Here is an 18,621-nt window from a genome sequence, read left to right on the forward strand (position 1 = left end):
TGGACCTGACTTATGTGTTGTCTGTGGGCTGGGTGATAGGCTGAGAGACAGGGGACGTCGGGAAGCCGGCTGGCTTCCTCTATGATTCGCACAATCTGTTGCGCGGACTGGCGTTGAGGTATTGGTAGCTTCCCGACGGGAAGAACCTTATTCTGCAAGCGGCGTTTGCCCTGCTTGGTGTTCGGTGAAGGGGTTTCGGTTTCATGCATCTGGGTACCCGGCTGCGTCGCATCCTGGCGATGATGATCGTCCTGCTGGGCCTGCTGGCAGGCCTGGGCGTCGCATCCGCCCAAGACGACGCTCCTATCCTTGATCGTCAGACCCCTAGCGTAGCTGACGGAACCCCCGGCACTCTCCCTAGCAACGCAACAGACACTCCATTGTCCTCACCATCGCCGATACAAACCACCACACCATTAAGCCCCACGCCCAGCACCCTGTCGTCGACGGCGGGCACGCCTGACAGCACAGCCCCCGCTCCGGCTGAATCGGCCGACAAGACGGAAGATCAGGCTTCGCACACGGTGCTTTTCGACCCGGCCGACAGCAGCAAGCCCACCCAGGCGAGCGTGAAGACCGGCACCCTCGCTGCTGCCCCGCAACAGAATCCACAGCGTGAGGGCTTCCGGTTCGAGGGTTGGACGCTTGACGGCCGGCCCTATGATTTCCAAACCCCCGTCCTCCAGGACACGACCCTGAAAGCCCGGTGGACGAAGGTCACGGACTGGACGCTGAGCCCGGATCACGGGCCCGCCACAGGGGCGCGGCTGACCATCAGCCCGCCCGACAGGCAGGAACCTCAAATCGCCAGCATCCAAGCCGCAGGAAACCAGATTGCCGGCCTGACCGGCGACGGCCGCATCTACACCTGGACGCAGGACAGCACACCTGTGCAATTTCCTCTCCCCACCCATGCTGCCGACGGGTTCCGCTACCTGCAGGCCGCAGCCGGCAGCCACCGGCAGGCCGCCTTGGGATCCGACCAGCGGATCTACACCTGGAACAGCGGTCAAGCGACGCCCACGATCCTCGACACCGGACAGGACACCAGGTTCACCAGCATCGGCATGAACGATAATCGACTCCTGGCCGTGGACCAGCAGGGACAGGCCCACGCCTATCAGACCAGGGATGCCGGCAGCCAGGAGCCGAACCCGAAATTCACAAAACAAGCCGAGACCAGCCTGCCCGGAAAGGCGCAGGCCGTGACCGCCATCGCCTCCCCCGGCCGGATCCTCATCGTGGACGCTGACGGGCAGGCCTGGACCTGGGAGACGGCCAATACCGGAAGCGCCAAGCCCGCGCGCATCAAGCAGGACCCGGGAATGCGCATCATCCAGGCCCATGCCCTCAACCAGGGGTTCCTCCTCCTGGACACGGAAAGGCGGATCCGTTACCTGGCCGACAACACGACCAGTCCCACAGCCGTCAACCTGCCGGCAAACATAAAAACCAACTCGATTACAGCCAATGATAGCCAGGCCGTTATCACCGACACGGAGGGCCACGTATGGTCCTGGCAGCCCGGCGAAGCACCCATGCGCGCGGACGACGGGAACAAGCGGTATATGCAGGCCGCAAGCACCGGCAGCAGGATCACCGCCATTGACCGGCAAGGCAGCATGTTCACGTGGGACGTGGACGGGCAGGGACAGCCCGGCAAGCCAGCAAGAGTCAGCACCACCACAGCGTCCATCCTGGAGTCAGCCAGCCTGAACGGCCAGCCGCTCAATCTCACTAAGAACAACGACGCCTGGCAGACAGACATGCCCGCCAGCAAGCCGGGACCAACCACTGTTCTCATCGTCGGCAGACAGGACGGCCAACCCTTCACCAAAAACCTCAACTACACGGTCGACCAGCCGCTGACACGAGGCGCCGAACCAAGATCCACGTTCACGGTCCACTTCGATACGGGCGGGGGAAACCCCGAACCAGCAGACCAGAACGTCTCCACTCCAAACGGCAGGGTGAAACGACCCTCCCCCGACCCTGCGCGTGAAGGCTACCTGTTCGACGGATGGTTCACCGGGGAAGTCGCCTACGACTTCAGCAAGCCCGTCACCAAGAGCCTCACCCTCACCGCCAGATGGACATTCAAAGACCCCGACAACACGTGGAAAATCAACCCCGACCAGGGTAGCCGCCTCGGCAACGAAACCACCACCATCACCCCGCCAGACACCAGCCGAGGCATTAGGTTCACCCAGGTCAGCGGATCAATGTACGACAGTTCGATCAGCTATGGCTTTTCATTGGCTGTGGGCAGCGACGGCAACGCCTGGGCATGGGGAAGCAACTACTATGGCCAGCTCGGCATCGACAAGCCCGACCAGCGGAACACGCCCGATTTCACCAGCCCGGTGCCGGAATCAGCTGGCCTGCAGCTCGGCATCGACAAGCCCGACCAGCGGAACACGCCCGCCCCGGTGCCGAAGCCTGCAGACACACCTATGGATTTCACCTACGTGCAGGTCAGCGCCGGAAGTCGGCATTCGCTGGCCCTGGGCAGCGACGGCAACGCCTACGCATGGGGAGAAAACAGCAAAGGCCAGATCGGCGACGGGACGGACAACACTTCCCCCCGGACGACACCGGTCAAAGTGAAGAAGCCTGCAGGCACGCCCGCGGACTTCACCTACACACAGGTCAGCGGCGGAGCCTATCATTCGCTGGCCCTGGGCAGCGACGGCAACGCCTACGCATGGGGACATAACTACTCCGGCCAGATCGGCGACGGGACGACAACCCGCCGGACTACGCCGGTCAAAGTGAAGAAGCCTGCAGGCACGCCCGCGGACTTCACCTACACACAGGTCAGCGGCGGAGTCTATTATTCGCTGGCCCTGGGCAGCGACGGCAACGCCTACGCATGGGGAGAAAACGACAAAGGCCAGATCGGCGACGGGACGACAACCCGCCGGACTACGCCGGTCAAAGTCATGTCGCCTGCAGACACTCCCGCGGACTTCACCTACACACAGGTCAGCGCCGGAGGCTATCATGCGCTGGCCGTGGGCAGCGACGGCAACGCCTACGCATGGGGATATAACGACACTGGCCAGATCGGCGACGGGACGACAACCCGCCGGACTACGCCGGTCAAAGTCATGTCGCCTGCAGACACTCCCGCGGACTTCACCTACACACAGGTCAGCGGCGGGAACAATTATTCGCTGGCCGTGGGCAGCGACGGCAACGCCTACGCATGGGGGTCCAACCAGAAGGGCGTGCTCGGCATCAACATCGCCATCTGGTGGGGTGACACGAATCCTGTTCCTATGCGCGTGCGCGACCCCTCCAGCCCCAAGGACAAGAGCAAAGGACTGCAAGCCGAACAGGTCAGCGCCGGATACCAGCATTCGCTAGCCGTAGGCAGCGACGGCAACGCCTACGCTTGGGGGGACAACGAGAATGGCCAGCTCGGCAACGACAGCATTCCCACAGGGCAATATAACAGTAAAGCTCAGAATCCTGCTCCTGTGCCGGTGTCGTTCAACCTGCAGCTGGTGATCACCGGGGTCAGATTCGACCAGACCCCCGCATCAGGGCTGACGCGCGGCGATGGCAGCAGCGTGACCGTGACGACGTCCGCACACGCGCCGGGCACGGTCACGGTCAACGTGGACTACACGCTGGGCGGCGCACCCAAAACGCCGGACACCTCCCTCCAATACACGTACCTTCCCGCAGGTGTGCTCCCCAATGCTGGGGGGGAAGGCATCCTGCTCGCCCTGGCCACCGGCATGACCGGCATGGGCGGGGTCCTGGCATCACGCCGCCACCGGAGGGAAACACATAGTCTCTCACTTGCTTCGCACGGGTGAGAACGGCCGGGGGCGGCGTATCAATCCCCACGCCCCCGGCCCATATATGGGGAGCGGGGAGGAAAAGTGTCACTTAAGGCTCAAACCCCAAGAGAGCCAACACTTCCCTCCCGCGCCTCACCACACTTCCGCAGGCGGAAACCGAGGGCAGGCATGCACGCCCCCGCCCCTGCCTGGCAGAGGAGGAAACACGGCCAGGTCGGTCAGGAGGCTTAACAGCCCCCAGCCAGCCCGGCCGCTGTTCATCTCCCTACCCCAGCATACTCGCGCAAACAACAGCCTCATCCTCGAGCATTCAGCCTCGCCCGCCTTCACTCATAGCCAAGCCTTGACGGGCCATGCTGTAAAAGTTGCGGTATCGTTACCGCACTGATATAACTGAAGGCTGTCAGAACCGTTCGCCTGCCCAGGGCGGCGGTCAGGCAACCGCCGAGGTCGGCAGTCCGGCCCGGCGGCCGACCACTTCGACGAAAGGCCATGATGGCGTACGCGACGATCAGGGATGTGGCCCAACGGGCCGGTGTCTCCGTATCGACGGTCTCCCGAGCCCTCAACGACTCCGGGCGCATCTCCCCCGCCACACGACAGCGCATCAACCAGGTCATCCACGACCTGCACTATGTGCCGGACTCCCGAGCCCGATCCATGCACTCCGCCCACTCGCGCACCATCGGCCTGCTCATCCCCGACATCCGCAACTCCTACTTCGCGGACCTGGCCTACCTGATCCAGGGCCAGCTGCTCAACCATGGCTTCCAGACCCTGATCTGCACCTCAATCCAGGGCGACCCAGGCGAGGACCGGGCCCAGGTGCGCAATCTGCTGGGCCAGCACATTGACGGAGCCATCATCGTGCCCGGGCCGCACTCTTCCCACACCCTGGAGGAGCTGACCCGACGCGGGCTGCCCCTGGTCTGCGTGGACCGTGCCGCCGAAGGTGCCGCCGGACGCGATGGGTGGGCCATCCCCTGCGTGGACGCCGACCCCGAACCCGGCCTGAGGCAGGCCCTTGAGGATCTGCACGCCCAGGGCCACCGACGCATCACCCTAGTGCCCGGACCCCTCAGGGAATCGGCCACCTTCCGCGAACGCCTGGACGTATACCGGAACCTGCTGGCAGGCATCGAGGGCATGGACGACCCCCTGACCGGCCAGGTAGAGACCGGCACTTTCGACCCCGATATGATCGACCTCTGGGCCCGGCAGGGAATCACCGGCTTGCTCTTCGGGTCCTCCCTGGATGCCATACGCGCCATCAAAACGGCCCAGTCCCGAGGAATCGGCATCGGCGAGGACCTGTCCATGATCACCTTCGACGACCTGCCCGTCTTCCGCATCCTGACCCCGGCAGTGTCGACCATCTCCCAACAAATCGATGCCATGGGGACCCGCTGCGTAGACATGCTCCTGCAGCTGATGGCAGGCTCGCCCGTGCGGTCGGTCCGGCTGCAGACCAGCTACCGCCACTGCGCCTCGGTGGGGCGCCCGCCCGCGCATACCGGCCAGGATCCCTGAACCTGTCACAGTGTGATCAACAAGGTGGACAAGCTCATCAAGGAACGGAGAAACATGATTAAAGATATGGCGGCGGCATCCGACCAAGTGCTCAAAGGACTGGATACCATCAAGGGATCAATCTCGGTGGTCGGGTCCATGAATGCGGACTACACCGTCAACACCGACAGGCTGCCCAAGCCCGGCGAGACCATCAACGGAGGTCCCCTGCAGGTGCTTCCCGGGGGCAAGTCGGCCAACCAGGCAGCGACCGCAGCCCGCATCGGCGCCCAGGTGCGGCTCTTCGGGGCCGTAGGATCCGACTCTAACGCCGACTTCCTGTTGGGACAGCTGGGCAACGCCGGAGTGGATGTCTCCCATGTGATGACCGTGCCAGGAGCCAGCGGAACCACAGTCATCACTGTGGATGCGCGCGGTGAGAACACCATCGTCTACTCCCCCGGCTCCAACGGCAAGGTGGATGTGGACTACGCCCACCGCTCCCGCCAGGCCCTTACCTCGGCCAAGGTGCTGGGCTTGTGCCTGGAGAGCCCCATCGAGACGGTCACCGAGGCCGCGCGAATGGGCCACGAGGCCGGCATGACCGTGCTGCTCAATGACTCCCCATTCCGCGCCGACCTGCCCGCCGACCTGATCGCCAACTCGGACCTGATCCTGGTCAACGAGCATGAGATGGCTCAGCTTCTGGGCATCGACGAACCCGAGGACGGCGACTGGCTGGGGGCCGACTGGGACCAGATCAACCAGACCATGCAGGACTTCGGCTTCCACCGGGCCATTGTCACCTTGGGCGGCGAAGGATCCATGGTGCTGGACCATGGCCAGACCTACCGGATTCACGCCGTGCATGTGGACGCCGTGGACACCACTGGCTGCGGGGATGCCTTCATGGGCACCGTGCTGGCCGGCCTGGCCTCCGACATGACCCTGGTGCAGGCCGCCCAGCTGGCCTCCTACGTCTCCGCCTACGCCGCCACCGGGCAGGGGGCGCAGGCCTCCTACGGCACGGCCGAGCAGATTAGGCTACGTTTCTCCTGAGTTTGGACGTTCGGGGCCGGAGCCATCAAGGTCGAGCTATCGGAATCCTGACCACCGGGATCTTGTAACCAGGGTCCGCTGGTCAGGGTCCACCGATTATACAAGTAGAGCGCTGCTGACCCCCTCCCTTGCGTTGTCAGGCCGATGAACCGTTGCGAAAAATGCACGACGATTCGTCGGCCTGACTGGTATCTGTGCGATACAGGCTGGATGGATGGATACTGGATGCATACTTGTTGCCATTTGAGTGCAAATATGGCATCCATACCCATTACCAACTGAGGGCAAGTCCGATATCCGCTTTTATTGCCGTCTGAATCCAAGCACTGAATCTGTTCTTATCGCCAGTGTTAAATACATCTAAGGGTCGCGACGTGCATTGGAGAGTACGCGCGTGTCTTGGCCGTGCATGCTATGCAGAGAATCATTCGATGGTAGAATGCGTGAGCAGCACCACGGCAAGGAGCGGCAACAAGTCTGCCCAAGTGTCAGACAGCTGATCACCAATCGTCATATGCAAGGCCGCCATCTTTTGACTCACCACTAAGCGCCCGTTCCCGATTACAACTGCTCAGGCTCATCCACCTTACGAGAGCCTGGGACCACGTTTGACCTCATCATCCCTCGGACTGATAGCACCTCCCGCTGTCCCCGAATATTGTTGATTCCATGAACACAGTCAGTCAAACAGCGCAGCGACCAATCTCCAGGTCCTATAATCGAATGCTACTGACTGACGCCCTCTTCGCCATCCTTTTGTTTCTGCTGGTGAGCGGCTCCAGCGCCAATCTACGAGATGGGGCCCTGATCCCCTTGCAGGAAAACCTGATCCTGATGTGGACGGTCCTGCTCATAGCCCCTGTCGTTATCCGTCGCCGATTCCCGAACGTAGCAGCCGGGCTCTTCGTCGCTGTGGCTCTGGCTCAGCTCCTGTTGGGACCTGCCATCATGCTCTCCGACGCAGTCTGCCTGGTGATGGTCTATTCCTGTCTGCTCTACGGACGTCCATCCTGGCGTCGACTCTATCTGACCGTGGCCTGGGTCATGACGCCCCTATCCTGCCTTATCTTCACATTGGTCGATTTGGGGTTTCTGCCTCCGGGCAAGACGCGGCCGGATCATATCTCAATGTTGCCGACCTCATTCAAAGATCTGGCAATCACCTTCCTATCGAATTTGCTGATCGAGGGGCTTCTGCTGCTCATAGCCATCGTTGCAGCCTACTGGACGCGGACCAGAAGGGATGCCATTGATGAGGCCCGGCGACGCAACCACGCCTTGGCCCTGCAGGCAGAACAAAGCGCGGCCCTGTCTGCCAGCGCTGAGCGGGCCCGCATAGCACGTGACATGCACGATGTCGTCGCCCACACTCTGTCCATCGTCATCGTGCAGGCAGATGCCGGCAGATACGCAGCCACAGCCGATACGAACCTTGCTCTCAAGATCATGCGCACCATTGATCAAGAGAGCCGCCGCGCCCTACGTGAGCTGAGCTCGCTTTTCGGCAAACTCAAGACTCCAACCAACCCGGCACCCGAAACCAGCCAAAAGACAGCGGATTCTCTTCCAGGCCAACACTCTTCTTCCCCACCACCAACGGACCCAGCCCATATCCAGCCGCTTGACCAATCTCAAACAACTGCCCAAACGAATTCCGCTAGTCAATCCGGGAACGCTCATAATCTGAATCCAGCCGGAACAGATTGCACTCAGCCGAGCCAAGCCAGCGGCCATCTTCACACAATCAAAGAGAGTCCAGCCACCAATACTGCCAAGGCCAACGTTGATACGGCCGACAATGCGCGTATCTGGCCTTCGGTTGCCATCTCTTCAAACAATCCGCCGACCAGCTATAAATCATGGTCAGACCTGATAGATGCCGCCCGACTTGCTCAGCCAGAATCCCAATTCAGCCGACGCATTGAAGGCCGACCCTGCCCAGAAAAGCTGGATCGCAGCCGCACCATAACTGCTTACCGGGTGCTGCAAGAAGCATTGACCAATGTTCGCAAGCATGCCGCTCCGGCTTCGGCTGTGCTAGTTGAAGAACAGTGGCTCACGGACGGTTTGTGTCTAACCATTGACGACCGCCCATTTGACCATGCCTCTACCAATTCAGATTCTCCGCCACAGATGGACCGACCTACGCATTCAGGTTTCGGTCTTATAGGGATGCGCGAACGACTGACTTCTCTTGGAGGCAACCTTCAAACTGGTCCCGAAACAGAAGGCGGGTACCACCTCCAAGCGTGGATTCCTTTTGCCACTCCGCCAAAGTCCGACCCTGAAGCGGGGATACGTGCCAATCGACAAGCTCAATGGTCCCTGCGCTCGATTGTCTCCACGCTCTTCGTCTGGTTTCAACGCCATCCATTGACGGCCGACCTGGGTTTGGTAATCGGACTCGTATTGGTAGAGAATCCAGGTCAAGCTGTTGCTATAGCACCTGTCATGCGACAATATGATCCGGGCCGACCAGTAAAGGTCATCGCCACGCTAGGTATCGCTTTGCCTCTGATTGTGCGCAGGGTCCGTCCCGGCATTTGCGCCGCCATAGTGTCTGCAGTTGCCGCCCTGCTGCTGCTCTTCTCGCCCTGGCTGCCAGAAGCTGCAGTCTTATCCCCAGTCGCTGTATATTCAGCAATGGTTTACGGTAAATACACCACCCGACGGTGGGTTCCGTTGGCGGTCATCACGGATACGGTTTTATGGGCTGTCAGATGTGTAGCCAATAACCAAGGGTGTCCAACCATTCTGGCCTACATGACAGAAGGCCCGGCAAAATCATCTTTCTCTGTATCCCATTTAACACTTTTCATAGTGATGGCCGCACCGGCCTTGATCTGTCTGCTGACCATTCTGATTGCCTCACGCCGACGTACTCGTGGTTCGGTCCTGCTCCTCCAGCAGGAACGCGAGCGCGCGCTAAACCAGACCCTGCAGGAAAGCCAGGCTCTGGCAGCCAATCAAGAGCGCGAACTCATTGGCTCTACCATGCAGGTAGAAGTGGCTGCAACCCTGAATACAGTCATTGCATCCACTACCAAAGCCATCTCCGAGTTGAACCATTATCAAGTCAAGGGGGTGAACCCTTCCCCAGAGCAGGTAGCGCAAGCCTTCGGCGACATTGCAACTCAAGGACGCCAGGCCCTGGCTCGCATGCGACAACTGCTCACCGTCCTGCGTCACAGTTCCAGCACCGGTTTGCGCTCAAACACGGACACCGCCGATTCCCCAAACAAGAGCCTCAACTCAGACAGGAACCATATTGGCGAGCCCACCCGTAAAAACCCACATATACCGGCTCTTCACCCAGCCAAACCCCTGCCAGTAGATCTTGATGATCAGCTTGACAACTATTCGCAACAATCGCAACAGGATAAGGAACCAGAGCATGCCCCATCGGACCAATAGGACCACCCAATCTCCAGGCGTGAACGTTCTTGATGATGAGCACCTCCTATGGATAGCAAACAGGAAAATGACCGTGTCAGGTAATCAGCACAATCGAAAAATTGAGCACTCCATGAACCACGCACCCGAAGATTAGGCACTCGGGGAATCGATTGCTGACGAGCATAACTTCACCAGTTGAAAGTCTCTCCGACGACAGTCGCTTAGCCAACAATTACTCAATCAACAATCAACCAGACAGCGATTACCCTGGATCCAAGTTAAATCCAGTTGTAATTCCGAGCAACACTCAACTCAGATAAAATTGGATGGTGGCGCTGGCCACCATTTAGCGGAAAGAAGCAGGCAGTCATGGAACGGACCGAACCCATCAGCGTTGCCATCGTGGACGACCAGGATCTGGTCCGGGCTGGCTTTGCCATGGTTATCGGCTCCCAGGATGACATGACCGTGGTCGGCCAAGGCGCGGACGGCGAGCAAGCAGTGGATCTGGCCTCGCGCCTACGGCCCGATGTGATCCTCATGGATGTCCGCATGCCCGGCATGGACGGTTTGACAGCCACCCGCCGGATCACTGCTTTGTCACCTGACCGCCCTGAGCCCAGGGTCATTGTGCTAACCACCTTCGATCTTGACGAATACGTCATGGCGGCTATAAAAGCCGGCGCATCAGGATTTCTGCTCAAGGATACCGAGCCTGAAACCCTCCTGACCTCCATCCGTACAGTTCACCAGGGCAATGCAATCATCGCTCCTTCGGCTACAAAACGCCTGATCGAACATATGGCCCATGACATGCCTGCGACCGGGTCCATGCCATCGGGATCGATCTATCGCGATCCCGAGGCGGACCTGCTCACTGATCGTGAGCTGCAGGTCCTGGTTCACATAGCCCAGGGCCTGAGCAACCAGGAGATCGCCGACAATCTGGGGATCTCACTGCCCACAGTGAAAACTCATGTAACTCACATTCTTCAGAAGATCAATGCCCGCGACCGCGTCCAGGCGGTGGTCTTCGCTTACGAAAACCACCTGGTATGAACCTGGCCGTCAGGCGGTATCAATCGTCGTTGAGCGCCTCAATAGGTGAAACCTTGACTGCCTCCCTGGCTGGCAGCACACTTGCTACCACAGCAGCCAGCAAGGCCACTGGCAGTATCAGCGCAAAAGCCGACCATGGAACGGTGAAGGTCACGGACCCTAAAGGCACAAAGACCTGATAAGCTCCTATCCATCCGAATAGCGTTCCTAGAACCATTCCAGCCAGACTGGCTCCTAGGGCAATCATGCAGGCCTCCACTCCCAAGGATCGGCGAACCTGGACGCTGCTCATGCCGATTGCCCTGAGTGTGGCAGTCTCACGACGGCGTTCCAGCACCGACATCATCAAAGTGTTGGAGACCCCAATGAGGGCGATAATGACGGCAACCCCCAGCAATGCCACCATGATTGCCAACAAGGAATCGATTCTTTCACCCCATATCCTCTTCTGCGTCAGCCCTCCGCTCATAGCCATGTCGTCATGCTCTCCAACAGCCTGACGTATGTCATCCAAGAGCAGTGCAGCATCGCGATCTCCCTGCGTCCTGATCCAGATTTCATGCGTCTTGGTGTCAATCCCGGCAACATTTTGAGAGTCCGTGATTGCATAGACGCCACTGGTATCCAGCCCGCCGAATCCGGCAAAGACCCCAGTCAATGTTCTTCTTGCGTCTGCCTCTTTTCCACGTTCATCGTCCGCCTGAGGATCAGCTATCAACAACTTCAACTGACTTCCATCCCGGTAACCGGAATGCTTGGAAATCGTTCTGGTCGACACCAACAACGCATCAGACCTTTGCATACCTGGACCCAGATTGGCATGTAGCACACGCCTAATCCGTGAAGCATCCAAGGCATAGACAGTCATGGAATCTTGTGAGGGGCCTCCTGACTCGACCTCGGCATTGAACCGCTGCACAAGCTCTGCATCAGCAACACCTTCGATACGCTTAATGGCCCGCACATTATTCTTATTTAGCCCCTGACCGGATATTTCAATATCCAAGGAATAACGCTGATCAATATCCTTGGCCAAGGTCCGTTTAGTGGTTACCGCACCTGCAGCCAGAGTGGAAACCAAGGTTACGCCGATCAGCAGAGCAACACCTGTGGCAGCGACTCGTGAGGGATTTCGAGCGATATTCGCCACTCCGACCCTGCAGGATGGTCCAATCTTGGACACAGGTGCACCCAGGCAACGCAGAAGAGCCGGAATCCATCGACGCGCACCCATCAGGGCACCCAGGAAAATCAGCAAAACACCCAATACCGCAAGACCTAGCAATAATTCCTGCTGATTACTGGTCTGGACTGTATCGCCAGAGTTTGTCCTGACCAGCTCTGTGACGCGCCAAGAGGACCAGATCACGAATACCAAGCCACTGACTGCCAGCAGGATGCTGATCCACAAACCGGTCCGCTTCCTGCTGCCTTGTTCCTGATGATCCACTGGTTGCAGGGCTTCAAGCGGTCTGACCCTGATAGCCGTACGAGTAGACCCAAAGGCAGCCACCAAGGTTGCCAGAACGCCGAGCACAAACGGAACCAGAAGGGCTGTAGGTGTAAGCAGAAGTTCAAGCTTCATGGTGCCCGAATGCAAACCAAGGCAACCGGCAAGGCCCATCAATCCCATAGCCAACAAGATGCCGACCAGGGAAGATATAACGCCAAGGAACAGGGCCTGCTGCAACACGCCTGCCCTGATTTGCCATCGATCAGCACCAATAACCCTCAGCAGGGCCAGATACCTGCGCTGTCTGGCCACCATGATCTGGAAGGTGTTGGCAATCACCAGGGCAGCCACCACCATGGCCAGCACACCGAAAGTCATGAGGAAAACAGTCATGAAGTTCACAACATTGCCGGTCTGCTCACTGAGCAGTCTGTCCTCCATGGCACGACGGTCCTCCAGCTGGTATCCGTCGGGAACGTATCGACTGATATTTTGCAGAGTGTTCTGGAGTTCCTTGCCCTGGCCATCAACCTGCAGATAGATGTTTCCCACAGGAGGGGACTCCAGTCCAACCATTCCCGCCATACTCAGCAGACGATCAATCCGAGTACCCGTCAGCACCACAGCTCCGCCGAAGTCGTCGTACTTTCCTCCATGGCTCTTGCTGATGCCTGAGATGGTCAAGTCTACAGTGCCTTGGTCAACAAGGCGTTCTTTACTTGAAGAATCCTGAGCACTATCGCTATCACCACCTGGCAGCATCGCCGAGGACAAATGCAGGCGCACCTTATCGCCCAGACCCACACGGAGCCTGTCGGAAACGGAATGCGGCAACACAACCTGATCATCTGAATCCGGCCATTGCCCCCGGTCCAGATCAACAGGCATGAGTTCCTGCCTGGCACCCGCAATGGCAAGAATCCCCTTGCTGGACTGACCGTTTGCTTCCATATCCATCATGAGGCTGACATCAGGGCGCAGACCACGAACCCCCTGCAATTTCGACAGTCCTTTGCTGTCAAACTTGTCGAACAGGATTGGCTTGTCCTGATCCTTTCTGGAGGTCACAGCATAGTTGGCTCGACCGGCATCCAGGCTAATCTCACGACGCATGGAGGCATTCGCCACGTTGCCAAAAAGGAGCGTCAGGCAGATAAAGAGGGCGCCGATCACGATGGCCAGGCCAGCCGGCATCATCATACGTGCATCGCGCTTCATCATCGTACGGGTTATCCGCCACACAGTGCACCCCCTAGTCCCGTACCTGGGAATCGCCAGCAGTGCCAGCCGACACTTGTTCAGACAGAAGGTCATTCATGGCCTTCACCGTCGGATCCTGTCGGTCCGCAACGATCTGTCCGTCTGCAAAGACCAGCGCACGGTCGGCATAGGATGCGGCATAGGCATCATGAGTGACCATGATGACGGTCTGCCCCAGCTCGCGGACCGAATCCCGAAGGAAGCTGAGCACCTCGGTCGAGGAAACCGTGTCCAGGTTTCCCGTAGGCTCGTCCGCAAAGACGATTGAAGGCTTGGTGATGAGGGCCCTGGCAATGGCCACACGCTGCTGCTGGCCACCCGAGAGCTCGCTGGGCCGATGGTCCAACCTCTCCGACAATCCCAGAGTCTCTACCAGCTGCTCCATCCATGAGGTGTCGGGCCGAACATCGTCCAGTACCAGCGGCATGAGGATGTTCTGTTTGGCAGTGAACATAGGCAATAGGTTGAAGCTCTGGAAGATGAATCCCAGATGCCGTCTCCTGATAAGGGTCAACTGACGGTCGTCCATTCGTGTCAGGTCGACTCGGCCGGCCTGATCAATCGATGGATGGTGACGATCTCCGCTCTTCGAATGCAGAAGATCAGCGGCCATATAGACATGGCCTGAGGTGACATTATCCAGACCAGCCAGAACGTGCATAAGTGTTGATTTGCCTGAACCTGAAGGGCCCATGATGGCAGTGAACCGGCCTTGCTCAAAATTCACGTCAATTCCGCGCAGGGCATGGACGACGTTCGAACCTTGCCCATAATCCTTGGTCAGCTGTCTGGCACTGACGGCAGGCGGTCCCGCGACACCCGAGACTGCTCTGTCGATTAAACCTTGTGAAGACGAAGTATCCGCTTTGTTCTGCATGGTGCTCCTTTATCCGCGAGGAAGCCTTTCTCCCGTCAGCTTCCGACCGTATCCGGCTATCGGCTGCAGCGATATGCTCCCTAGGAGCGATGAAGATAATCATCCTTACGGATGAGTGCACTGAAGAACTCTTCCTGTTAGGCTGGCACCATTCAAATCAACGCGGGCGACGGGGGATGGACTCTGCGGAGATGAAGCAAATCATGTTCAGCACAAAAGACATGAGCCTAAAGACATGGATCCATCAGACCAGAGGATTGAGACAATTGCCTCGATCCCCTTAATCGACTACGAGAATAACGAGGTCCCCGCGATCAAGCCGGCGCGCTTCCAAGCAGCCTCAAGGAAAACATCATCTGGCAGAATAAATCATTCATTCCCGACGCCAACCAAGGTGCGCCTTGGTGAAAGTTGGCTGGTTCTGATGCGATCTGACTGCTGGTCGTCATTCCTCTGCTAGAGCCACGACCGGTGGAGTCCGGTTGACGCGCCTTGCAGGCAGGACGCTTGCCAGAATCGCCGCTACGAGCGCTACCAGCAGAATCACCAGGCCAATGGACCAAGGAATCGGGAAAGCCACCGTCCCCAGAGAGGAGAAGATCTCATAGGCTGCAGCCCAGCCGAAGAGCAGGCCCAGGACCATGCCGGACAAGGACGACCCCAGGGCTATCAGACCTGACTCCACAGCCAGGGAACGTCTGATCTGTTTGCGGGTCATCCCGATGGCCCGCAGGGTGGCAGACTCCCGCCGACGTTCCAACACCGACAGGGAAAGCGTGTTGGCTACGCCGATCAGGGCGATGGCCACTGCAACCGCAAGCAGGCCCAGGATAATCATGAGCAGGCTGTCGATGGTCCGATCCCACTGCTGCTTTTCAGCCAACCCACCCTTCACGGAAACAGCCGAATATCCAGAAAGCGCACTCTTCACCTTGTCCATAAACGTCGAGACTGTTGGCGAGCCATCAACCTTGGCCCAGATCTGCACGGTCTGAGGCTGGACGCCATTTAGCAAGGATGAGTCGGTCATGCCATATAAATTGCTGGCATCAATCCCCTGGTAGGGCGCATAGATGCTAGTTACGAAGAGTCTTTGAGCCACCGACGTGGATCCGCCATGAGCGTCGCCTTGAATCGGGCTGAGAATATTGAGCCCAAGATTCCCGCCGTCGTGAAAATCCTTCTGCTTGTCCATGAGGCTTTCTGGAAGCAGCAGGGCATCCGGTCCGGAAAGATCCTTTCCGACCCTGGAGTTCAGAAGACGATCGATCTTATGCGCATCCAGGGCGAAAATAGTCATTCCCGACCCGTTCTCGCCGCCTGATTTGACCATGGCTGCATACTGGGGCACCAGCTCGGCCTGTGCAACCCCGTCGATCCGTCGAATGTCGTTCAGAGCCTTGGCATCCAGACCATCAGCGCTGATCTGCAAATCGACTGAGTAGTGCTCATCCAGCATGTCGGCCATAGTCTGCTTGGCGCTAGCGGCGCCTGTGACCAGCGTGGCGACCAGTGTCACGCCGATCAGGAGTGCGGTACCTGTTGCCGCCACACGGGAATGATTCCGCGCGATGTTAGCCACGGCGATTGTGGACGAGGGCCCAACCCGCGAAACCAGGGATCCGATTCCCTTGAGCATGAAAGGAATCCAACGATTGGCACTGAGCAAAATGCCCAGAAAGGCAAGGATAATGCCAATGACAGCTATGACAGCAACAATATTCGGCCCGTCTCCATATGCCTTGCCGGCCTTGTCTCCCGCGACATTGAGCCTGACCTGCCAGAGAGACCAGACAGTCATGGTGATGCCCGACAGAATCATGACAACGCTGAAAAACAGACGTATCCTGCTCGTCTGTTTGTTCTCCAGAAGATCAGCAGGCCTCAGCGCCTCCAAAGGACTGACTCTAGTGGCGGCCCATGAGGAGTTGAGGGAGGCCAAGATCGTAACGACGATGCCGAAAACGAGAGGCACCAGGATAACCGCCGGAGTCAGCTTCAATTGGAAGTAGAGGGAATTCGTATGAGCCTTAACTGCACCCAGAATAGCCATGATGCCAATGGCGGCGCCGACCCCGATCAAGGATGCCACAGCGCCCAGGATGATGGAACGAATCAGGACGCTGGCCCTGACCTGGCTCTTATTGGCGCCTATAGTCCTCAGGAGGGCCAGGTAGCGACGTTGCCGAGCAACCATGACCTGGAAGGTGTTGGCGATGACGGTGGCAGCCACGAACATGGCCAGTGTGCCAAAGACCAGAAGGAAAGTGGTCACGGGGTTTTGGGAACCACCGAGCGCGGTCTTGACCAGTCGGTCCTCCATGGTGTGACGGTCTTCAAGGGAATAGCCGGAAGGCATGAGCCTGCGCAGAGAAGCCAGACTCCCATCAAGGTCGCTTCCCTGCCCGCCAACATTCAGGTAAACGTTCTGGGCATACAGGTTACCCATTTCACCAAGACCTGCTGTAGCCATAAAAGCATCTATGGTCTTGGGGGTCAGCACGATTGCGCCGCCTGACTCGCCAAACTCGCCGCCCTCGTTGCCCTGGTTCGAGCTGACGCCCGACAAGGTCAGGGGCTTCGATATGAACCTGCCCACAACCTGGTCAACGCTGGCCTGCCCTTTCGGCCCAAGGTCATCGGAAATATACAGCATGTTAGGCGAGAGGTTCAGATTCACCTTGTCACCCAGGGAGAGCTTGAGTCTGGACACAGTCGGCCCGGGTAAGACCACTTGGTCATCAGCGCTGGGCCAGGATCCCTTGGACAAACCGACCGGCATCAGCGATGAATCCGCCATGGGAATGGCAATCACACTCTCGCTTTTGATCTTGCCGGCGCGAACATCCACCATGAGCTGCGTGTCTGATCTGACTCCGTGAACGCCTGGGACTTTTGCCAGCTCCTCGGTTTTGAAGTCCTTCACCCTCTTCTGATCGGAATGGCTCCCTTCCGCTGGGATGATGGCGTAGTTGGCCTGCGCAGCATCGGATGAGACCATCCGCCGCATGGAAACGTCCATGGTGTTACCGAAGAGGAAGGTCATGGCAATAAACAGTGTTCCGACGACAATGGCGATACCGGCGGGAACCATCATGCCCAGGTCATGCCGCATCATTTTTCTGGCAACGAACAACATAAGCATTACCCTCAGCGATGAGCAGCCGAGTCAGCTGTAGCCGCGGAGGCCATGACCTCCTCGGAGAGCAGTGCGTTCATAGAATCCACAGTGGGTCTGTCCTGGTCTGCCACGATTCGCCCATCCGCAAAGACCAGAGCGCGGTCGGCAAAGGAGGCCGCAAAAACATCATGTGTGACCATGATGATGGTCTGTCCCAGCTCGCGGACCGAGTCCCGCAGAAAGCTGAGGACCTCGGTCGAAGAGGCTGTGTCCAAGTTTCCGGTGGGTTCGTCTGCAAAGACAATGGAAGGTTTGGTAATGAGGGCCCTGGCGATGGCCACACGTTGCTGCTGACCGCCCGAAAGCTCGCTGGGCCGGTGGCTCAGCCTCTCCTCCAAGCCCAGGGTCTTGGCCAGAACCTCCAGCCAGGCTGTGTCTGGCTTGGCCCCATCCAGGATCAGAGGCATGAGGATGTTCTGCTTGGCCGTAAACATGGGCAGGAGGTTGAAGCTTTGGAAAATAAAGCCCAGGCTCTGGCGCCTCAAGAGGGTCAGCTGATTGTCGTTGAGCTTGGTCAGGTCGACCACTCCCCTCCGCCCTCCATGGCGGCTGGCTCGACTGCCCTTCACCCCGGCAGCATCGGCCCCATTCAGGTAGACATGTCCGGAGGTAGCGGTGTCCAAGCCGGCCAAGGCATGCATGAGAGTGGACTTGCCCGACCCGGAGGGACCCATGATGACTGTGAACCTGCCCCGTTCGAATTCGACATCAACACCCCGTAGGGCATGGACCAGGTTCTCCCCACTCCCATAGTCCTTGGTCAGTCCCTTGGCCTTGATGGCCACCTGGGCGATCTGCCTCGGTTTCCCCGCACCGGACGACAAATCAGAAGACGTCCTCGTCTTTGCTCCATGTTTCATGCTTCCATTTTACCCACCACAATATTTCCGCCTGACCAGTCAGATGCTGTCCGCCACCGGAGAGGGGAAGAGGGAAACATATACAAAAGTGCCCATCGAAACGTAATGAGGTTTCGACAGGCACCTTGTGCTTCTTCCTCTTCTCGGTCATATAT

The 18,621-nt window shown here is 58.7% G+C and carries 9 protein-coding genes; 5 read left to right on the top strand and 4 right to left on the bottom strand.

From position 1 onward, the window contains the following. Positions 1-203 precede the first annotated feature (203 nt). From ACUIAI_RS04340 to ACUIAI_RS04360, 5 genes are all read left to right on the top strand, one after another. Positions 204-3,827 (top strand): RCC1 domain-containing protein, encoded by a 3,624-nt coding sequence (locus ACUIAI_RS04340; protein WP_445342771.1) that lies wholly within the window; start codon positions 204-206, stop codon positions 3,825-3,827. 477 nt (positions 3,828-4,304) lie between these two features. Continuing rightward, on the top strand, positions 4,305-5,342 hold the full coding sequence (locus tag ACUIAI_RS04345; protein WP_445341644.1) for a LacI family DNA-binding transcriptional regulator: 1,038 nt from the start codon (positions 4,305-4,307) through the stop codon (positions 5,340-5,342). Between the two features lie 54 nt (positions 5,343-5,396). Beyond that, a complete protein-coding gene (locus ACUIAI_RS04350) occupies positions 5,397-6,380 on the top strand; it encodes a ribokinase (RefSeq protein ID WP_445341645.1) in 984 nt (327 codons plus the stop codon). Positions 6,381-7,103: 723 nt separating this feature from the next. Next, positions 7,104-9,794: a DUF7134 domain-containing protein gene (locus ACUIAI_RS04355; RefSeq protein WP_445341646.1), complete on the top strand. Its 2,691-nt coding sequence runs from the start codon at positions 7,104-7,106 to the stop codon at positions 9,792-9,794. A 351-nt stretch (positions 9,795-10,145) separates the two neighbouring features. After that, positions 10,146-10,835: a response regulator gene (locus ACUIAI_RS04360; RefSeq protein ID WP_046323043.1), complete on the top strand. Its 690-nt coding sequence runs from the start codon at positions 10,146-10,148 to the stop codon at positions 10,833-10,835. A gap of 19 nt (positions 10,836-10,854) precedes the next feature. On the opposite strand, the gene ACUIAI_RS04365 is transcribed toward ACUIAI_RS04360, so the two are convergent. The 4 genes from ACUIAI_RS04365 to ACUIAI_RS04380 form a co-directional block, all read right to left on the bottom strand. Next, positions 10,855-13,509, bottom strand: a complete 2,655-nt coding sequence (locus ACUIAI_RS04365) for an ABC transporter permease (protein WP_445341647.1) — start codon at positions 13,507-13,509, stop codon at positions 10,855-10,857. Between the two features lie 31 nt (positions 13,510-13,540). Continuing rightward, entirely contained in the window at positions 13,541-14,425 is an 885-nt protein-coding gene (locus ACUIAI_RS04370) for an ABC transporter ATP-binding protein (protein ID WP_445341648.1), read from the bottom strand. Between the two features lie 445 nt (positions 14,426-14,870). Continuing rightward, the gene (locus ACUIAI_RS04375) at positions 14,871-17,564 is read right to left on the bottom strand and encodes an ABC transporter permease (protein WP_445341649.1); all 2,694 of its coding nucleotides are present in this window, start codon (positions 17,562-17,564) and stop codon (positions 14,871-14,873) included. A gap of 11 nt (positions 17,565-17,575) precedes the next feature. After that, positions 17,576-18,466 (bottom strand): ABC transporter ATP-binding protein, encoded by an 891-nt coding sequence (locus ACUIAI_RS04380; protein ID WP_445341650.1) that lies wholly within the window; start codon positions 18,464-18,466, stop codon positions 17,576-17,578. Positions 18,467-18,621: the final 155 nt, after the last annotated feature.

The sequence above is a fragment of the Bifidobacterium sp. ESL0827 genome (assembly GCF_052606685.1).

Coding starts and splice junctions, on each gene's coding strand:
- ACUIAI_RS04340 (WP_445342771.1), top strand. CDS start 204: ATGCATCTGGGTACCCGGCTGCGTCGCATCCTGGCGATGATGATCGTC.
- ACUIAI_RS04345 (WP_445341644.1), top strand. CDS start 4,305: ATGATGGCGTACGCGACGATCAGGGATGTGGCCCAACGGGCCGGTGTC.
- ACUIAI_RS04350 (WP_445341645.1), top strand. CDS start 5,397: ATGATTAAAGATATGGCGGCGGCATCCGACCAAGTGCTCAAAGGACTG.
- ACUIAI_RS04355 (WP_445341646.1), top strand. CDS start 7,104: ATGCTACTGACTGACGCCCTCTTCGCCATCCTTTTGTTTCTGCTGGTG.
- ACUIAI_RS04360 (WP_046323043.1), top strand. CDS start 10,146: ATGGAACGGACCGAACCCATCAGCGTTGCCATCGTGGACGACCAGGAT.
- ACUIAI_RS04365 (WP_445341647.1), bottom strand. CDS start 13,509: ATGATGAAGCGCGATGCACGTATGATGATGCCGGCTGGCCTGGCCATC.
- ACUIAI_RS04370 (WP_445341648.1), bottom strand. CDS start 14,425: ATGCAGAACAAAGCGGATACTTCGTCTTCACAAGGTTTAATCGACAGA.
- ACUIAI_RS04375 (WP_445341649.1), bottom strand. CDS start 17,564: ATGTTGTTCGTTGCCAGAAAAATGATGCGGCATGACCTGGGCATGATG.
- ACUIAI_RS04380 (WP_445341650.1), bottom strand. CDS start 18,466: ATGAAACATGGAGCAAAGACGAGGACGTCTTCTGATTTGTCGTCCGGT.